Origin of the sequence: Polaribacter sp. KT25b (genome assembly GCF_900105145.1) — a bacterium.
GTDB lineage: Bacteria > Bacteroidota > Bacteroidia > Flavobacteriales > Flavobacteriaceae > Polaribacter.
Genome location: NZ_LT629752.1, coordinates 2,565,511 through 2,585,309 on the forward strand (window position 1 = coordinate 2,565,511; position 19,799 = coordinate 2,585,309).

The window sequence follows — 19,799 nt, forward strand, 5'->3', positions numbered from 1 at the left end:
TAAATTGTGTGATTATTTATTCGTGAAATAGCTTAATCCATAAAAAAGAAAAAGTTGAATTGAATAATGTAATTAAGTTACAGTAAACAATTCAACTTTTAAAATTTTAACGTTTAAACGTTTATTAGAAACTCTTTTCTATTTCGTCTTTAGGACCAACTAAAATGTTTTCATAAGCTCTCATACCTGTTCCTGCAGGAATTCTCTTACCAACGATAACATTTTCTTTTAATCCTTCTAATGTATCTATCTTACCACTTACAGCTGCTTCGTTTAATACTTTTGTAGTTTCTTGGAAAGAAGCTGCAGAAATAAACGATTTAGTTTGTAGTGATGCTCTTGTAATACCTTGTAAAACTTGTTCTGCTGTTGCTGGTTTTGCATCTCTAGCTGTAACCAAGTTTTTGTCATTTCTTCTTAATAAAGAATTTTCATCTCTTAATTGACGAGCAGAAATAATTTGACCAGCTTTTAAGTTTTCAGAATCTCCTTCATCTTCAACAACTTTCATCCCATAAATTGCATCATTTTCTTCTATAAAGTCATTTTTATGAATTAATTGATTTTCTAAAAATAATGTATCTCCAGAATCAATAATTTTAACTTTACGCATCATTTGACGAACAACAACTTCAAAATGTTTGTCATTAATTTTTACACCTTGTAAACGATATACTTCTTGTATTTCATTTACTAAGTATTCTTGTACTGCTGATGGTCCTTGTATTCTTAAAATATCAGAAGGAGTTGTTGCTCCATCAGATAAAGGCATACCTGCTTTAATAAAGTCGTTTTCTTGAACTAAAATTTGATTAGAAAGTTTTACTAAATACTTACTAACATCTCCTGTTTTAGATTCAACGATAATTTCTCTATTTCCACGTTTTATTTTTCCGAAAGAAACAACACCATCAATTTCTGAAACCACAGATGGATTAGAAGGATTACGTGCTTCAAACAATTCTGTTACACGTGGTAAACCTCCAGTAATATCTCCTGCTTTACCAGATTTTCTAGGAATTTTCACTAATGTATGTCCAGCAACAACTTTATCTCCATCACTAACCATTAGATGAGCACCTAAAGGTAAACTGTAAGAACGTAAAGCATTACCATCATTATCTTCAATAATTAAAGAAGCAATCAATTTCTTGTTTTTAGAATCAATCATTACTTTTTCTTGAAAACCTGTTTGTTCATCAATTTCTACAGAGTAGTTTACACCTTGCTCTAAATTGTCAAACTTAACTTTACCTCCAAATTCAGAAACAATTACACCGTTAAATGGATCCCATTGCACAACTACATCTCCTTTTTTAATAGATTTTCTTTCTTTATCAAAAATGATAGATCCATAAGGAAGTATATTCGTACTTAAAGTAATATCTGTTTTTTTGTCAATAATTTTAATCTCTGCAGTTCTAGAAATTACAATATCAATTTCTTTACCGTCACTATCTTTACCTACAACGGTTCTTAAATCATCTATAACTACTCTACCTTCATGCTTAGCAATTAATTTATTATCTTCTGATATGTTACCTGCAACCCCACCAACGTGGAAAGTACGTAATGTTAATTGAGTACCAGGTTCTCCAATTGATTGTGCAGCAATTACACCTACAGACTCACCAATTTGAACTTTATTACGAGTAGATAAACTTTGACCATAACATTTAGAACAAATTCCTCTTGAAGATTCACAAGTTAAAGCAGATCTTACTTCAACAGCATCAATTCCAGAAGCTTCAACTCTATCAGCTAATTTAGATGTTATAGATTGGTTAGCTTCTAACAATAATTCGTCTGTAACAGGATCAAAAACATCATTTAAAGAAACTCTTCCTTCAATTCTGTCTGATAAAGATTCTACAATCTCATCATTTTTCTTTAAAGCACTAACTTCTAAACCTCTTAATGTTCCACAATCTTCTTCATTAATAATAACGTCTTGAGAAACATCTACTAATCTACGAGTTAAATAACCAGCATCCGCAGTTTTTAAAGCTGTATCGGCAAGTCCTTTACGCGCACCGTGAGTAGAAATAAAGTATTCAAGAATTGATAAACCTTCCTTAAAGTTAGAAAGAATCGGATTCTCAATAATTTCTCCACCACCAGCTGTAGATTTTTTAGGTTTTGCCATTAATCCACGCATACCTGTTAACTGACGAATTTGTTCTTTAGAACCCCTTGCACCAGAATCAAGCATCATATATACTGAGTTGAAACCTTGTTGATCTTCACGTAAACGCTTCATAGATAATTCAGTTAATCTGTTGTTGGTAGAACCCCAAACATCAATTACCTGATTGTAACGCTCTTTTTGCGTTAACATACCCATATTATAATTACCTACAATTAAATCAACTTCTTTATTAGCTTCATCTATCATAGATTGTTTTTCATTAGGAATAATAATATCTCCTAATGAGAAAGATAAACCACCTTGAAAGGCAAATTTATATCCCATATTTTTTATATCATCTAAGAAATCTCCAGTAGTAGGAATATCAGTAGCTTTTAAAATACCACCAATAATGCCACGTAAGTTTTTCTTAGTTAATACTTCATTGATATAACCAGCAGCAGCAGGAACTTTTTCATTAAATAAAACTCTACCAACAGTAGTTTTTATAATTCTTGTTACTTGCTCTCCATTCTCATCAACATCTTGAGTTCTTACTTTAATTCCAGCATTTAAGTCAACACTTTCTTCGTTAAAAGCAATTGTAACTTCTTCTGGTGAATAGAAAGTTAATCCTTCTCCTTTAATTGGTACTTCTGGAGTAGAAATTCTTTCTTTTGTCATATAATATAAACCAAGTACCATATCCTGAGAAGGAACAGTTACTGGCGCACCATTTGCTGGGTTTAAGATATTATGAGAACCTAACATTAATATTTGTGCTTCTAAAATAGCTTCTGGTCCTAATGGTAAGTGAACAGCCATTTGATCCCCATCAAAATCGGCATTAAATGCAGAACACGCTAATGGGTGTAACTGTATTGCTTTACCTTCAATTAATTTAGGTTGAAATGCCTGAATACCAAGTCTGTGTAAAGTAGGAGCCCTGTTTAATAAAACTGGATGTCCTTTAATTACATTTTCTAAAATATCCCAAACAACTGGTTCTTTTCTGTCTATTATTTTCTTAGCAGATTTAACTGTTTTTACGATACCTCTTTCAATTAATTTTCTAATAACAAAAGGTTTGTAAAGTTCAGCTGCCATATCTTTTGGGATACCACATTCTGATAATTTTAATTCTGGTCCAACAACAATTACAGAACGTGCAGAATAATCAACACGTTTTCCTAATAAATTCTGACGGAAACGTCCTTGTTTACCTTTTAATGAATCTGATAAAGATTTTAAAGGTCTGTTAGATTCAGTTTTTACTGCTGATGATTTACGTGTGTTATCAAATAATGAATCTACAGATTCTTGTAACATACGTTTTTCATTACGTAAGATAACTTCAGGAGCTTTTATCTCAACCAATCTTTTTAAACGATTGTTTCTAATAATAACTCTTCTATATAAATCATTTAAATCTGAAGTTGCAAAACGACCTCCATCTAATGGAACTAAAGGACGTAATTCTGGTGGAATTACTGGTATAGCCTTCATAATCATCCATTCTGGATGATTTTCTCTATTTTTTTGAGAATCTCTAAATGCTTCAACAACATTTAAACGTTTTAATGCTTCAGTTTTACGTTGTTTAGACGTTTCTGTATTTGCTTTATGTCTTAATTCAAAAGATAAACCATCTAAATCGATACGTGCTAATAAATCAATTAAACATTCAGCACCCATTTTAGCAATAAACTTATTAGGGTCAGAATCATCTAAATATTGATTATCTTGAGGTAGCTCATCTGCAATATCTAAATATTCTTCTTCTGTTAAGAAATCCATTTTTTGTAATGGTTCTCCTTCTGGATTTTTAGCAATACCAGGTTGAATTACTACGTATCTTTCGTAGTAAATAATCATATCTAACTTTTTAGATGGTAAACCTAAAAGGTAACCCATTTTGTTAGGTAATGATCTAAAGTACCAAATATGAGCTACAGGAACAACTAAATTAATATGCCCTACTCTATCTCTACGTACTTTCTTTTCTGTTACTTCTACTCCACATCGGTCACAAACAATACCTTTGTAACGAATTCTTTTGTACTTTCCACAAGCACATTCATAATCCTTTACAGGACCAAAAATACGCTCACAAAATAAACCATCTCTTTCTGGTTTATGTGTACGGTAATTTATAGTTTCAGGTTTTAAAACTTCACCTTTAGAAATTTCTAAAATAGCTTCTGGTGATGATAAACCTATTGAGATTTTGTCAAACTTTTTTACAGTGTACTTCTCTTGATTTCTTGCCATGTCTTTTAATAAGTATTCAGTTGGCAGTATACAATTTTCAGTAGGTTTCGCAAATTGCTAATAACTACTGAAAATTGGTACTGAAAAAATTTTATTCTTCTAATCTAACGTCTAAACCTAAACCTTTCAGTTCATGCATTAATACGTTAAACGATTCTGGTAAACCTGGTTCTGGCATAGTTTCACCTTTTACGATTGCCTCGTAAGTTTTAGCTCTACCCATTACATCATCAGACTTAACAGTTAAGATTTCTCTTAAGATACTTGATGCACCATATGCTTCTAATGCCCAAACTTCCATCTCTCCAAAACGCTGGCCTCCAAATTGTGCTTTACCCCCTAAAGGCTGTTGAGTAATTAATGAATATGGTCCTATAGAACGTGCATGCATTTTATCTTCAATCATGTGTCCTAACTTAATCATATAGATGATACCAACTGTTGCTGGTTGATCGAAACGTTTTCCTGTTCCACCATCATATAAGTGTGTATGACCAAATCTTGGCACACCTGCTTCATCTGTAATTCCATTAATTTGATCTAAAGATGCTCCATCAAAAATTGGTGTTGCATATTTAGTTCCTAATTTTTGACCTGCCCAACCAAGAACAGTTTCATAAATTTGACCAATGTTCATACGAGAAGGTACACCTAACGGATTTAACACGATATCTACAGGAGTTCCATCTTCTAAGAAAGGCATATCTTCTGCTCTTACAATTCTAGCAACAATACCTTTATTACCGTGACGTCCCGCCATTTTATCACCTACTTTTAACTTACGTTTTTTAGCGATATAGATTTTAGCCAGTTTCAAGATTCCTGCTGGTAACTCATCACCTACAGAAATAGTGAATTTTTGACGACGTAAATTTCCTTGTAAATCGTTTACCTTGATTTTGTAATTGTGAACTAATTCTCCTACTAAATCATTTAACTCTTTATCAGTTGTCCAAGATCCAGTTAAATGAATATAATCATCTACTGAGTTCAACATTTTAAGTGTATATTTTTTACCTTTTGGTAAAACTTCTTCACCTAAATCATTAAAAACACCTTGAGAAGTTTTACCACTTATAAGAGTAAATAACTTATCAATTAACTCATCTTTTAAAGTTTCAAACTTAGATACAAAAGATGCTTCTAAAGTTGCTACTGCCTCTTTATCTCTTAATCTCTTAGTCTTATCTTTTAAAGCTCTCTTAAATAACTTTTTATCAATTACTACACCTCTTAATGATGGAGAAGCTTTTAATGATGCGTCTTTAACATCACCAGCTTTATCACCAAAAATAGCACGTAATAATTTTTCTTCTGGAGTTGGGTCAGATTCTCCTTTTGGTGTAATTTTACCAATTAAGATATCACCAGGATTTACTTCTGCACCAATTCTAATCATTCCATTTTCATCTAAATCTTTAGTAGCTTCTTCAGAAACGTTAGGAATATCATTAGTTAACTCTTCAGTTCCTAATTTTGTATCTCTAACATCTAAAGAATACTCATCGATATGAATAGATGTAAATATATCTTCACGAACAACTTTTTCTGAAATTACGATTGCATCCTCAAAGTTATACCCTTTCCAAGGCATAAAGGCCACTTTCATATTTCTACCTAAAGCTAATTCTCCTTTTTGTGTTGCATAACCTTCACAAAGCACTTGTCCTTCTTCAACTCTATCACCTTTTTGTACAATTGGCTTAAGGTTAATATTGGTACCTTGATTGGTTTTTCTAAACTTAATTAAGTTATAAGAAACTTCATCAGAATCAAAACTTACTAGTCTTTCTTCGTCAGTTCTGTCATACTTAATTGTAATTTTATTAGCATCTACATAAGTAACTTCACCAGCACCTTCTGCATTAATTAAAATACGAGAATCTTTTGCGACTCTACGTTCTAATCCTGTACCTACAATTGGAGATTCTGGTCTTAATAATGGTACCGCTTGACGCATCATGTTAGATCCCATCAAAGCTCTATTCGCATCATCATGTTCCAAGAAAGGAATTAAAGATGCAGAAATTGATGCAATTTGGTTTGGTGCAACATCCATATAATTTATCGCATCAGGACTAACTACAGGGAAATCCCCACCTTCACGTGCAATAACTCTATCTGTAACAAAACTTCCATCTTCATTTAACTCTAAATTAGATTGAGCGAATTTCATTCCCTCTTCTTCTTCAGCACTTAAATAAGTTGGTTCTACTGTTTCTACAACACCATCATTAACTTTTCTGTACGGAGTTTCAATAAAACCTAAGTTATTCACTTTTGCAAAAACAGAAAGTGATGAAATTAAACCAATATTTGGTCCTTCAGGAGTTTCAATTGGACATAAACGACCATAATGAGTATAGTGTACATCACGTACCTCAAAACCTGCTCTTTCTCTTGATAAACCTCCAGGTCCAAGTGCCGATAATCTACGCTTATGAGTTATCTCTGCTAATGGATTCGTTTGATCCATAAATTGAGACAATTGATTTGTTCCAAAGAATGAATTAATTACAGATGATAATGTTTTAGCATTAATCAAATCAATAGGAGTAAAAACCTCATTGTCACGTACATTCATACGCTCACGAATTGTTCTAGCCATACGAGCTAAACCAACACCAAATTGACCTGCTAATTGCTCACCAACAGTTCTTACACGTCTATTAGATAAGTGATCGATATCATCAACTTCTGCTTTAGAATTGATTAATTCAATTAAATATTTAATAATCGTAATAATATCAAGCTTAGTTAATACTTTTTGATCAATTGGTTCATTTAATTGAAGTTTAGTATTCATTCTAAAACGACCTACTTCACCTAAATTATATCTTTGTTCAGAAAAGAATAACTTATCTATAATACCTCTTGCAGTTTCCTCATCTGGCGGTTCTGCATTACGTAATTGTCTATAAATATGTTCTACAGCCTCTTTTTCTGAGTTTGTAGGATCTTTCTGTAATGTATTATGTATAATAGCATAATCTGCCATATGGTTATCTTCTTTATGAAGTAAAACCGTTTTAGCACCTGCATCTATTATTTCATCTATATGTTCTTTATCAAGAATTGTATCACGATCAAAAATGATTTCATTTCTCTCAATTGATACAACTTCTCCAGTATCTTCATCCACAAAATCTTCGTGCCAAGTTTTTAAAACTCTTGCTGCTAATTTGCGCCCTAATACTTTTTTTAATCCAGCTTTAGAAACTTTAACTTCTTCTGCGAGGTCAAAAATTTCTAAAATATCTTTATCTCTTTCAAAACCAATAGCTCTGAATAATGTTGTAACTGGTAATTTTTTCTTTCTATCAATATAAGCGTACATTACTTGATTGATATCGGTAGCAAATTCTATCCAAGAACCTTTAAAAGGTATTACCCTTGCTGAATATAATTTTGTACCATTTGCATGGAAAGATTGCCCAAAGAATACACCAGGAGACCTGTGTAATTGAGAAACTACAACACGCTCTGCACCATTTATTACAAAGGTACCTGAATTTGTCATATAAGGAATAGTACCAAGATAAACATCTTGAACAATAGTTTCAAAATCTTCATGCTCTGGATCTGTACAATATAGTTTTAGTCGTGCTTTTAAAGGCACACTGTGGGTAAGACCTCTTTCAATACATTCTTGAATTGAATATCTTGGAGGATCTACAAAGTAATCTAAAAATTCTAATACAAACTGATTTCTTGTATCTGTAATTGGAAAGTTATCCATGAAGGTTTTATACAAACCTTCTTCACCTCTTTCTTCTGCTTTAGTTTGAAGTTGGAAAAAATCTTGGAAAGATTTTACCTGAATATCCAAAAAGTCTGGATATTCTTTAATCATTTGCGAAGTTGCGAAGTTGATTCTTTCAGTAGTGTTTTTCGTTGCCAAAAGAGAATATTTTTTTGATTAAAATCTGAATTAAAATAAAGAACGAATATATACACAAAATGGTTTAGGCCTAAAAACGAATTCTTAGTGCCTAAACCTAAATTTGTTTTCCTGCCACACAAATGTGCAGTCAGGATTAAAAGCTTATTTAAGCTCTACTTCTGCTCCTGCTTCTTCTAAAGCAGCTTTAAGACCTTCTGCCTCAGCTTTAGAAATACCTTCTTTAACTGGTGCTGGTGCACTATCTACAACACCTTTAGCTTCTTTTAATCCTAACCCAGTTAATTCTTTAACTAATTTTACAACTGCTAGTTTAGAACCACCTGCTGCTTTTAAGATTACATCAAATTCAGTTTGCTCTTCAGCTTCACTTTCACCACCTGCTGCTGCCGGTCCTGCTACAACTGCTGCTGCAGCTGGCTCAATACCATATTCGTCTTTTAAAATAGTAGCTAATTCATTAACTTCTTTTACTGTTAAGTTAACTAATTGCTCTGCGAAATCTTTTAAATCTGCCATTTTAATTGTTTTTAAAAATTTTGTTTATTATAGTTTATTTGTGCGCGAAATTATTTTTCAGATAAAGTTTTAATAATACCTGAAAGTTTTTGACCACCTGATTGTAATGCTGATACAACATTTTTAGCTGGTGATTGTAATAATCCAATGATTTCTCCAATAAGCTCTTCTCTAGATTTAATATCTACAAGAGCGTCTAATTGTTCGTCACCGATATATATAGATTCTTCTGCAAAAGCACCTTTTAATAAAGGTTTTTTAGATTTCTTTCTAAACTCTTTTATTAATTTTGCTGGTGCATTAGATGCTTCGGCAATCATCATTGATGTATTACCTTTTAATACTGATGGAAGTGTACCAAAATCTTTGTCTGATGCTTCCATTGCTTTTGCAAGTAATGTATTTTTAACAACTGATAACTGAACACCTGCTTTAAAACAAGCTCTACGTAGGTTAGAAGTATTTTGAGCATTAAGCCCAGAAATATCAGCTAAATATACCGTATTTGTACCTGCCAATACTGCTGTTAAATCTTGTATTACTTGTGATTTCTCTTCTCTAGTCATAATTATAAGTTTTAACGTATTAAACAGTTTTTACTTCAACAGCAATACTAGGACTCATTGTACTAGAAATAAAAACGCTTTTTACATACGTTCCTTTTGCGGTTGTTGGTTTCAATTTAATAATTGTTTGAATTAACTCGTTCGCATTTTCTTCAATTTTCTTAGCATCAAAAGATACTTTTCCAATTGCTGCATGAACAATACCAGTCTTATCAACTTTAAAATCGATTTTACCAGCTTTTACATCTTGAACAGCTTTTGCAACATCCATAGTTACAGTACCAGTTTTTGGATTAGGCATTAAACCTCTAGGACCTAAAATTCTTCCTAAAGGACCTAATTTACCCATTACACTAGGCATTGTAATAATTACATCTACATCAGTCCATCCTCCTTTAATTTTTTGAAGATACTCATCTAACCCAACATAATCTGCGCCAGCTTCTGTAGCTTCTGCTTCTTTATCTGGTGTTACTAATGCTAAAACTTTTACATCCTTTCCTGTTCCATGAGGTAAAGTTACTACCCCTCTTACCATTTGATTAGCTTTACGTGGATCTACTCCTAAACGAATTGCTAAATCTACAGATGCATCAAACTTTACATTGGTAATGTCTTTGACTAGAGCTGAAGCTGTTGCTAAATCATACGATTGAGAACGATCTAACTTTGCGTGTGCTTCTTTTTGCTTTTTTGTTAATTTTGCCATATTACTACTTTTTATAAAGTTTATGCTGGTGCATTACCTTTTACTGTTAATCCCATAGAACGAGCTGTACCTGCAATCATTTTCATTGCTGAAGTAACTTCAAAGGCATTTAAATCTACCATTTTGTCTTCTGCAATAACTTTAATTTGATCCCAAGTAACTGATGCTACTTTCTTTCTGTTTGGTTCTCCTGAACCTTTTTTAATTTTGGCCGCTTCTAGTAACTGAACTGCTGCAGGAGGAGTTTTTACAACAAAATCAAACGATTTATCTTTGAAAACAGTAATAACCACTGGTAAAACTTTACCTTGTTGGTCTTGCGTTCTTGCATTAAACTGTTTACAAAACTCCATAATGTTAACACCAGCAGCTCCTAAAGCGGGTCCAACCGGCGGCGATGGATTCGCTGCGCCTCCCCTTACTTGTAACTTAACTACTTTACTAACTTCTTTTGCCATTTTAAAATGTTTAATGATTTGTTTTAATTTTGGAAGCTTAAAACAAATCGTTATTTATATACTTGTGTAACAATTATATCTTTTCTACTTGCATATAACTTAATTCTAACGGTGTTTTTCTTCCAAAGATTTTCACCATTACTTCAAGTTTACGCTTTTCTTCATTCACTTTTTCAATAGTTCCGTCAAACCCATTAAATGGACCATCTACAACTTTTACTGTTTCTCCTAAATTAAATGGTATTGCAATGTTTTCATCTTGAACAGAAAGTTCATCAACCTTACCTAACATTCTATTAACTTCTGATTTTCTCATAGGAACAGGTTCACCACCTTTAGTTTCTCCTAAAAAACCAATAACACCAGTAATAGATTTAATAACATGAGGAACTTCTCCTGAGAGATTTGCCTCAACCATTATATAACCAGGAAAATAAACTCTTTCTCTATTTATTTTCTTACCGTTTCTAATTTGAACCACTTTTTCTGTAGGCACAATTACTTGACTCACATAATCTGACAATCCTACTCTAGAAATTTCTGTTTCAATATAAGCTTTTACTTTATTTTCTTGCCCACCAATGGCTCTAACAACATACCATTTCATCACTGTATCAGCCATAATTTATTCTCTTAAAATAATTTGAAAAAGTTATCTAATCCAGTTTGAAAAACATAATCTATACCAGCAACAGCTAATGCAAACACAATTGTAAACACAGCTACTGTAACAGTTGATTTTTGAGCTTCTTCTTTAGATATCCACGTCATGTGGTTATTCAATTCGACAAAAGAATCTTTGATATATTGTATAAAGTTCATCTTACTTTTATGTTTTATAGCACGGGCGGAGAGATTCGAACTCCCGACAGCTGGTTTTGGAGACCAGTGCTCTACCGCTGAACTACGCCCGTTTCTTATTCATTGATAAAGGCGTTCCGTTAAAAAACGAAACACCCTTATAATTTGTTTATTAATAAACTAATATTTTTATTAGTCTAATAATTCAGTTACTTGACCTGCTCCAACTGTTCTACCACCCTCACGGATTGCAAATCTTAAACCAACGTTTAATGCAATTGGTTGAATCAAATCAACTGTAATTGTTAAGTTATCTCCTGGCATTACCATTTCAACCCCTGCAGGTAAATTAATAGTACCTGTAACATCTGTAGTTCTTACATAAAACTGTGGACGATAGTTATTATGGAATGGAGTGTGACGACCACCTTCTTCTTTCTTAAGAACGTAAACCTCAGCTTTAAACTTAGCATGTGGAGTTACAGAACCTGGCTTACAGATTACCATACCTCTCTTAATATCTTCTTTAGCAATACCTCTTAGCAAGATACCTGCATTATCTCCTGCTTCACCTCTATCTAAGATTTGACGAAACATTTCAATACCAGTAATAGTAGAAGTCATTTTTTCAGCTCCCATACCAATAATATCTACAACATCACCTGTATTAGCAATACCAGTTTCTATACGACCTGTCGCTACAGTTCCACGACCAGTAATAGAAAATACATCTTCGATTGGCATTAAGAAATCTTTATCAACTTCTCTTAAAGGTTCTTCAATCCAAGCATCAACTTGTTCCATTAACTCTAAAACAGTATCAACCCATTTTTTCTCACCATTTAAAGCTCCTAAAGCAGAACCAGAAACTACAGGACCATTATCTCCATCATACTCATAGAAAGATAATAATTCTCTTACTTCCATATCAACTAACTCTAACAACTCCTCATCATCAACCATGTCTACTTTATTCAAGAAAACAACCATACGAGGAATTCCTACTTGACGACCTAATAAGATATGCTCTCTAGTTTGAGGCATAGGACCATCTGTAGCAGCAACAACTAAAATAGCTCCATCCATTTGTGCAGCACCAGTTACCATGTTCTTAACATAATCCGCGTGACCAGGACAATCAACATGAGCATAGTGACGTTTAGATGTTTGATATTCTACGTGTGAAGTATTAATAGTAATACCTCTTTCTTTCTCTTCTGGAGCATTATCAATCTGATCAAAAGACCTAGCCTCAGAAAATCCTGCATCAGCTAATACTTTAGTAATAGCCGCAGTTAAAGTTGTTTTACCGTGATCTACGTGTCCGATAGTACCAATGTTTAAGTGTGGTTTCGAACGGTCAAAAGTTCCTTTTGCCATAATTATTAATTTTAATTCTTAGTTTAAATATATTTAGTGTCTAATAATACATAATAAATGAGCCAGCGATGGGATTTGAACCCACGACCTCATCCCTACCAAGGATGCGCTCTACCAACTGAGCTACACCGGCCTGTTGATAATTTTGAGCGAAAGACCGGGTTCGAACCGGCGACATTCAGCTTGGAAGGCTGACGCTCTACCAACTGAGCTACTTTCGCAATATGTAAATTTTGTGGGGAGAGCAGGATTCGAACCTGCGAAGACGTAGTCAGCGGAGTTACAGTCCGCCCTCGTTGGCCGCTTGAGTATCTCCCCTTTAAATTTACTATTTTAATGAACTTTTTTCTACTTTTTTAAGAGCCGATGGAGGGACTCGAACCCACGACCTGCTGATTACAAATCAGCTGCTCTAGCCAGCTGAGCTACATCGGCTTTTGTTGTAAAAAACAACCCGCTATTTCTAACGGATTGCAAATGTATAAAGTTTATTTTAATTTCTAAAACTTTTTGTGATTATTTTTTCATTTTTTTTCATTTTTATGAAATTAACGAATCTCGAAGCTTCTCTTTTGACCTTTTTAATTGTCTTTTTAAATTATCAACAGCAGCATTAACACCTTCTTCAAAGGTTTTTGTTTCTCTTTTAACAATTAATTCGCTTCCTGGAATATTTATTTTTATTTCTGTTATTTTATTTTCTTTATCGCTTGTATTTTGAACTTTTAAAAAAACTTCGGCATCTACTATCTTATCATGAAACTTTTCTAATGTTTGTACTTTCTTTTCTACAAACTTAATTAATTCATTATCTGCATTAAAGTTTACTGATTGTGTGAATACTTTCATAAATCATTCTTTTTTATGTTGCCCTCTAGGGTGAGCTTGGTTATATACCTTTTTTATTACTTCAAGACTATTATGTGTATAGACTTGAGTGGAGGCTAAAGAGGAATGCCCTAGCAATTCTTTAACTGAATTTAAATCTGCGCCTTCGTTTAACAGGTGTGTTGCAAAAGAATGCCTTAAAATATGAGGACTCTTTTTTACCTTCGAAGAAACTTTACTAAAGTATGAATTTATAACTCTGTAGACAAGGGTTTCATAAATTTTATTTCCTTTTTCTGTAATAAAAACTTCCTCTAAACCTATAGAAAATTCCTTTTTAAGCTCTAAGTAGTTTTTTAACGTACACACAACAGACTGCAAAAGAGGTACAAAACGTTCTTTGTTTCTTTTTCCCAAAACTTTAATCGTCTTATTTGAAAAACTAATATTTTTTTCTTTTATATTAATTAACTCAATTCTTCTAATACCTGTAGAGTAAAATAGCTCTACAATTAATTTATTTCTTACGGATATAAAATCATTTTCTTCATTAATAATATTAATTACAGAATTAATTTCTTTGGATGTAAATGGAACTTGCACCTTTTTTGCAACTTTTAAGGCTTTGTGTTTTGAAAGTGGATTTATTGTTATCTGTTCACTTTTTTGAAGAAACTTGTAAAATGATTTTAATGAGCTTACTTTTCTATTGATTGTTCTATTAGAAATATCACTATCAACTAAAGAAACGATCCAATTTCTTATTTGTGGGTAACTAACAGATACTAATTCTTCCTGATTATATTCTGTAATTAAAAAGTCTCTAAATGAAATTAAATCATTCTTATACGCAGTTACAGTATGAATAGAATATTTTTTCTCTAGCGATAAGTAATCTAAGAAATGAGTTATCAAATTATTTGTTGTTAGTTGTTAGTTGTTAGTTGTTAGTAAAATTACAAAAAATTAGATATAAAAAAACTCGTATTGATAAAATCAATACGAGTTTAATATTCTTAAAATAAGTTATTACTAACCTACTTCTTCTTGTGTTCTTAATTTTTGAACGTAAGACGCTTTAATTCTTTGAGCTCTTTTCGCTACAGATGGCTTCGTAAAGTTTTTTCTGTTACGCAAGTTTTTCATTGTCTTGGTTCTATCGAATTTTCTCTTATAGCGCTTTAAAGCTCTATCGATATTTTCTCCTTCTTTTACAGGTATAATTAACATAAGTATGCACCTCCCTTCATCGTATCTTTATATTTTGAATAGTATTTAAACTATTTGGTTTATTTTTTGGACTGCAAATGTAATTACAAAATATGAATTGGCAATTAGTTATTTAAAAATATTTTAACACCTAATTTGCGTTAGGGATTGAAGCGGCATCCTTTTTTGTTTTTCACAAAAAAGATATAGCGTAAAGCCCGACCTTTAGGGAACGCCCAAGTTAGCAGTTAGCAGTTAGCAGTTAGCAGTTAGCAGTTAGCAGTTAGCAGTTAGCAGTTAGCAAAACTAAAAATTTTGACACTTATGTGTCTTAAATAAAATAAAAATTCTACAAAATTTTAAAATCTTGTAGAATTATATGTCCTTATGTAGTAAGAAATTATGTCGCTGGTTTATATTCTTTTTTATCAATTACAATTTTTGCTATAATCTCTTTTAAAATTTCTGATGTTCCGCCGCCAATTGGACCTAATCTACTATCTCTTAATAAACGTGCCATTGGATATTCTTCCATATAACCATAACCACCTAACAATTGTAGTGCATCATAAATAACTTCGTCTGCCATTTTTGTTGATAACAATTTAGACATACTTGCTTCTTTTACTACATATTGACCGTCATTTAAACGTTTTGTAATTGAATAATTATATTCTCTACATATATCAACTTTGCTTGCCATTTCTGCAATTTTGTGTCTTAATGCTTGAAATTTATTTAAAGATTTACCAAAAGCTTCGCGTTCTTGCATATAATTTACGGCATAATCTAAAGCAAATTCTGCTCTAGCATGAGCATTTATTCCCATAACTAAACGTTCTAATGCAAAATGTTGCATAATATATGGAAAACCTTTTCCTTCTTCGCCCAATAAATTTTCTGCAGGAATTTCTACATTATCAAAAGCAATTTCTCCTGTATCTGAGGCTTTCCAACCTAATTTATCTAACATTGTTGCAGATAAACCTTTTGATTCTCTATCAACTATAAAAAGACTTATTCCTTTGTATTTATCTGATGGATCTGTTTTTGCAGCAACAATTAAATAATCTGAATAAACCCCATTTGTAATAAATGTTTTAGAGCCATTTATAATATAAGTATCTCCTTTTTTGATTGCTGTAGTGCGCATTCCTGCAACATCACTTCCGCCAAAAGGTTCTGTAATACACAAACAACCAATCATATCGCCTTCTACACTTGGTAGTAAATATTTTTGTTTTGTAGCTTCGGACGCTTCTTTATTTAAATGTGTCATCGCTAAATATTCATGCGCCCACATTGCAGCTGCAAATCCGCCAGAATTTATCTTTTGTAATTCTTCTAAAAAGATAACGGTATAAAAAAGGTCTAGATCCAATCCTCCATATTCTTCTGGAGTTGATAATCCAAAATAACCCATTTCACCAAATTTCTTCCAAATAAAACGATCTACAAATCCTTGTTTTTCCCATTTTTCGATATGCGGAACTACTTCTTTTTGTAAAAATTCTTTAAAACTTGAGCGAAATGCTTCATGCTCTTCAGTAAAATACATACTGTTCATAAGCTAATTTTAGTTTATTTAATTATTTAGCTAACAAATATAAGACTATTCTATCATACTTTTCTAAAGGAAAATCTTTGATGTTTTTTAATTCTGAAATATCTTGAAGTTCAGCAACTTCATCTCTGTAATTAAATATTTTTTTACATAAATCATAATCGATATACGGATTTTTAAGCAATTCTTTAAAAGTAACCGTGTTTACATTTTGCTTTTTGATGATAGGTTTCTCAACAATTTTAAAGGTTGTTAAAACTTTGTCTGCAACACCTTTTTCTAATCCCCAAACATCATATAACTGATTATCAAAAGAAAAACCTTGTAATTTTAATCGATACTGAATAATACGTTCAGAAAAAGCAACGCCAATTCCGTTGATTGTTTTAAAGTCTGCTGCTGTTGCTTTGTTGATATCTGTAGTTGATAATTTGTGCTTTACCTTTTCATTAAAAGATTGCTTCGTTTCTCGCAATGACGATTTATAAGGCTGATTTTGTTTTACAACCCAGTCTGGAAATTTAAAGTAAGGAGAAATTTTAATTAATAGAGAATCAGAGACTTTTGTTACTTGCTGAAATTCTTTTTTAGAATTGACAAATTTATTCGTTTTTCTAAAAGCGAGTAATCTGTCTATTTCCGCCAAAGACATTCCCAATTGTTCTCCTTTATAATCTGTTATATAATTTGGATTAAAAGGATATATTTTAGGCTTTCTATTTTCAATTTCAATTGCTTTTAAACTATCAATTTGATTTTGAAAGGCTATAATTTCTGATGTATTTGTATCTATAATTTCATCCGAAGAAAAAACATCAGAAAAAATAAATACTTGTAAAATGAGAATCAATGTAACTAAAAGAAAAATCCCATTTCTTTGGCTTTTGTTATACCAGAAATGAGATTTAAATATTTTCATAATATTGATATTTTACATGTGTTTAGTTACATCTATTGCACCGTCTTGAATTGCTTATTTTTGATTGAAATTGCACCAACATAACATTTTATTTCATGTCTTACTTTTAGAAATAAGAATAATAAACCAATCATATTAGGAAAAACTAATGCTAATATCATAACATCAGAAAACTTAATTACAACAACTAAAGTTGCTTCAGCACCAATAACAACGAATAGTAAAAATAGTATTTTATATGTAATATCTGCAACTTTTCCTTTAGCAAATAAATTTCCCCAAGATTGCAAGCTATAATTAGGACTAAAAAGTCATTGTTGAAAACGCAAAAAAACCACGGCGATTATTAACTATTATGAAAATGGGAATTACAAAACTGAATACTATTGTAATTAAATCTATGTTATTGATTGTTTGAACTGTAGCACCTAAATTTCAACTACTTACATCTTATGCTGTATAATTAAACATAGATTAAGCGTCTAAACATAAATATTAAAAAAATATCATCGCTGATATATAATTTATCTACCCAATGTTTTTCGATATCTACATATTTATCTTTTAAAGTATTTATAACTCTGATAAATTTTGTGATACTTGAAAATTTAGAGTAAAAAGTTTGCCTCAAAAACTAATAATAAAACTACGAAAAGAATATTATAACCCGCTATTAGCAATGTAGCTAAAACCAAATTTTATAAACCAGTTTGAAATGGTTTATACATATCATTTACTTATTTGCCTAACCTTTTTCTTGAGCAAATGAAATATAGGCATTACTAAGAAAAGAATTAAAAGTTTTTTTCTTCATAGTAAAGAAGCAGAAATTTGAATTTAGTTACTAGCTATTATCAAAAAAATCCCATTTCTATGGTTTTTATTGGACCAGAAATGGGATTAAATATGTTTTTAAAAATGTATTTATATTATTATCTTGATTTTATAGCTGTCATATATTTTGATAACTCCTCTTTTACTTTAGGAGCAAGAATAATTAAACCTATCATATTTGGAACCATCATAGCAAAAACCATTGCATCAGAAAAACCAATTACAGAACCTAAACTTGCAGCAGCACCAATTACAACGAAAATACAGAAAATAACTTTATATGTGTATTCCATTTTTTTAGATCTACCAAATAAAAATACCCAACCTTGAAAACCATAATAAGACCAAGAAATCATAGAACTAAAAGCAAATAATACAACAGCAATAGTTAACACATAAGGAAACCAAGAAATTGCAGATTCAAATGCACCTGAAGTTAATAAAATTGCCTGCGCATCGTTTAAAGATGCATTTTCTGCAGTAACATTACCAGTAATAATTAACACTAAAGCTGTCATTGTACAAACCACAACTGTATCAATAAAAGGTTCTAACAAAGCAACCATACCTTCACTTGCTGCATATTTTGTTTTTACAGCAGAATGTGCAATTGACGCAGAACCAATACCCGCTTCGTTTGAGAAAGCTGCTCTTCTAAATCCTTGCACCAAAACCCCAACAGCTCCACCGGCAATTCCTTCTGGACTAAATGCTCCATTAAATATTTGAGAAAAAGCATCTCCTATCATGTTGTAGTTAGCAAAAATAACAAACAAAGCAGCACCTACATAAATAGCAACCATAAAAGGCACGATCTTATCAGTTACTTTTGCTATTTTTTTGATTCCGCCAATAATAACAATACCAACTAAAATAGCCATTACTAAACCAAACAACCATCCTTTACCTGCTAATACTGATTCTGAACCACCTGTTATATTTTGTACTAATTGAAAAGCTTGGTTTACTTGAAACATGTTTCCACCCCCAAAAGAACCACCAATAACAAAGATTGCAAATAAACCTGCCAATATTTTTCCTAATGTTTTATTTTTTAAACCTTTTGTTAAATAGTACATTGGACCACCATAAACGGTTCCGTCTTCTTCAATATCTCTATATTTTACACCTAAAGTACATTCTACAAATTTAGATGCCATTCCTAAAAACCCAGCAATAATCATCCAGAAAGTAGCACCTGCACCACCAATTGAAACTGCAATTGCTACACCTGCTATATTACCTAAACCAACAGTTGCAGATAATGCAGCTGTTAGCGCTTGAAAATGAGAAACCTCACCTTCATGACCTTCTATTCTTATTGTATCTGGATTATCTTCTTCATCAGAAAATTTAGATTTAGAAATTTCTACTTTATGATTTAATCTTTCTTCTAAATCATCATATTTACCTCTAACAATGTTTATTGAAGTAAAAAAACCTTTAAAGTTTATAAAGTTGAAATAAAATGTAAAGTACATTGCCCCTAAAATAAGTGGAAATAAAACCCAGTAAATACTTATTGTATCAGTAAAAGGAATTTGATAAAAAATAATATCTACAAACCATCCTGTTGCATTTCCAAAGGCTTCATCTATTTGTTGGTCCAATCCTTTTTCTTGAGCAAATGTTAACATGGGGATAGCCAATAAAAACATTGAAAGAATTCTTTTTTTCATAATATATAAATTGTTAGTTTTTCATTTAGTAGC

The 19,799-nt window shown here is 31.8% G+C and carries 16 protein-coding genes and 5 tRNA genes; all 21 read right to left on the bottom strand.

The features are described from left to right. Nucleotides 1-124: 124 nt before the first annotated feature. The 21 genes from rpoC to BLT70_RS11190 all read right to left on the bottom strand — a co-directional run bounded on the left by rpoC (nt 125) and on the right by BLT70_RS11190 (nt 19,766). Nucleotides 125-4,399, bottom strand: a complete 4,275-nt coding sequence (rpoC, locus tag BLT70_RS11090) for a DNA-directed RNA polymerase subunit beta' (RefSeq protein WP_091894400.1) — start codon at nt 4,397-4,399, stop codon at nt 125-127. Between the two features lie 91 nt (nt 4,400-4,490). Further along, nucleotides 4,491-8,300 carry a DNA-directed RNA polymerase subunit beta gene (gene rpoB / locus BLT70_RS11095; protein ID WP_091894402.1) on the bottom strand — a complete coding sequence of 1,270 codons (3,810 nt, stop codon included), beginning with the start codon at nt 8,298-8,300 and terminating at the stop codon, nt 4,491-4,493. A gap of 144 nt (nt 8,301-8,444) precedes the next feature. Continuing rightward, nucleotides 8,445-8,819: a 50S ribosomal protein L7/L12 gene (gene rplL, locus BLT70_RS11100; protein ID WP_091894404.1), complete on the bottom strand. Its 375-nt coding sequence runs from the start codon at nt 8,817-8,819 to the stop codon at nt 8,445-8,447. A gap of 50 nt (nt 8,820-8,869) precedes the next feature. After that, entirely contained in the window at nt 8,870-9,385 is a 516-nt protein-coding gene (gene rplJ / locus BLT70_RS11105) for a 50S ribosomal protein L10 (RefSeq protein WP_091894406.1), read from the bottom strand. A 19-nt stretch (nt 9,386-9,404) separates the two neighbouring features. Then, complete coding sequence (gene rplA, locus BLT70_RS11110; protein ID WP_091894408.1) at nt 9,405-10,094, bottom strand: 50S ribosomal protein L1; 690 nt, start codon at nt 10,092-10,094, stop codon at nt 9,405-9,407. A 20-nt stretch (nt 10,095-10,114) separates the two neighbouring features. After that, nucleotides 10,115-10,552 (bottom strand): 50S ribosomal protein L11, encoded by a 438-nt coding sequence (gene rplK / locus BLT70_RS11115; RefSeq protein WP_091894409.1) that lies wholly within the window; start codon nt 10,550-10,552, stop codon nt 10,115-10,117. A gap of 73 nt (nt 10,553-10,625) precedes the next feature. Beyond that, on the bottom strand, nt 10,626-11,174 hold the full coding sequence (gene nusG / locus BLT70_RS11120; RefSeq protein WP_091894411.1) for a transcription termination/antitermination protein NusG: 549 nt from the start codon (nt 11,172-11,174) through the stop codon (nt 10,626-10,628). A gap of 11 nt (nt 11,175-11,185) precedes the next feature. Then, nucleotides 11,186-11,374: a preprotein translocase subunit SecE gene (gene secE, locus BLT70_RS11125; protein ID WP_091894413.1), complete on the bottom strand. Its 189-nt coding sequence runs from the start codon at nt 11,372-11,374 to the stop codon at nt 11,186-11,188. Nucleotides 11,375-11,394: 20 nt separating this feature from the next. Beyond that, nucleotides 11,395-11,466: transfer RNA gene (locus tag BLT70_RS11130), tRNA-Trp, on the bottom strand. A gap of 79 nt (nt 11,467-11,545) precedes the next feature. Beyond that, complete coding sequence (gene tuf, locus BLT70_RS11135) at nt 11,546-12,733, bottom strand: elongation factor Tu (RefSeq protein ID WP_091894415.1); 1,188 nt, start codon at nt 12,731-12,733, stop codon at nt 11,546-11,548. Between the two features lie 60 nt (nt 12,734-12,793). Beyond that, nucleotides 12,794-12,866: transfer RNA gene (locus BLT70_RS11140), tRNA-Thr, on the bottom strand. Between the two features lie 15 nt (nt 12,867-12,881). Then, nucleotides 12,882-12,954 (bottom strand) — tRNA-Gly (locus BLT70_RS11145). A gap of 15 nt (nt 12,955-12,969) precedes the next feature. Next, nucleotides 12,970-13,051, bottom strand: a tRNA-Tyr gene (locus tag BLT70_RS11150). A gap of 43 nt (nt 13,052-13,094) precedes the next feature. Further along, a tRNA-Thr gene (locus BLT70_RS11155) sits at nt 13,095-13,168 on the bottom strand. Between the two features lie 105 nt (nt 13,169-13,273). Beyond that, nucleotides 13,274-13,582 carry a ribosome-associated translation inhibitor RaiA gene (gene raiA / locus BLT70_RS11160; RefSeq protein ID WP_091894417.1) on the bottom strand — a complete coding sequence of 103 codons (309 nt, stop codon included), beginning with the start codon at nt 13,580-13,582 and terminating at the stop codon, nt 13,274-13,276. Between the two features lie 3 nt (nt 13,583-13,585). Then, the gene (locus tag BLT70_RS11165) at nt 13,586-14,476 is read right to left on the bottom strand and encodes a tyrosine-type recombinase/integrase (RefSeq protein ID WP_091894419.1); all 891 of its coding nucleotides are present in this window, start codon (nt 14,474-14,476) and stop codon (nt 13,586-13,588) included. 117 nt (nt 14,477-14,593) lie between these two features. Beyond that, nucleotides 14,594-14,791: a 30S ribosomal protein S21 gene (rpsU, locus tag BLT70_RS11170; protein WP_091894421.1), complete on the bottom strand. Its 198-nt coding sequence runs from the start codon at nt 14,789-14,791 to the stop codon at nt 14,594-14,596. A gap of 379 nt (nt 14,792-15,170) precedes the next feature. Beyond that, on the bottom strand, nt 15,171-16,337 hold the full coding sequence (locus tag BLT70_RS11175) for an acyl-CoA dehydrogenase family protein (protein ID WP_091894423.1): 1,167 nt from the start codon (nt 16,335-16,337) through the stop codon (nt 15,171-15,173). A gap of 22 nt (nt 16,338-16,359) precedes the next feature. Beyond that, nucleotides 16,360-17,253, bottom strand: a complete 894-nt coding sequence (locus BLT70_RS11180) for a helix-hairpin-helix domain-containing protein (protein ID WP_091894425.1) — start codon at nt 17,251-17,253, stop codon at nt 16,360-16,362. A 32-nt stretch (nt 17,254-17,285) separates the two neighbouring features. Next, nucleotides 17,286-17,543 carry an alanine:cation symporter family protein gene (locus tag BLT70_RS11185; protein ID WP_091894426.1) on the bottom strand — a complete coding sequence of 86 codons (258 nt, stop codon included), beginning with the start codon at nt 17,541-17,543 and terminating at the stop codon, nt 17,286-17,288. 642 nt (nt 17,544-18,185) lie between these two features. Next, nucleotides 18,186-19,766, bottom strand: coding sequence for a sodium:alanine symporter family protein (locus BLT70_RS11190; protein WP_091894428.1), 1,581 nt, complete (start codon nt 19,764-19,766; stop codon nt 18,186-18,188). Nucleotides 19,767-19,799: the final 33 nt, after the last annotated feature.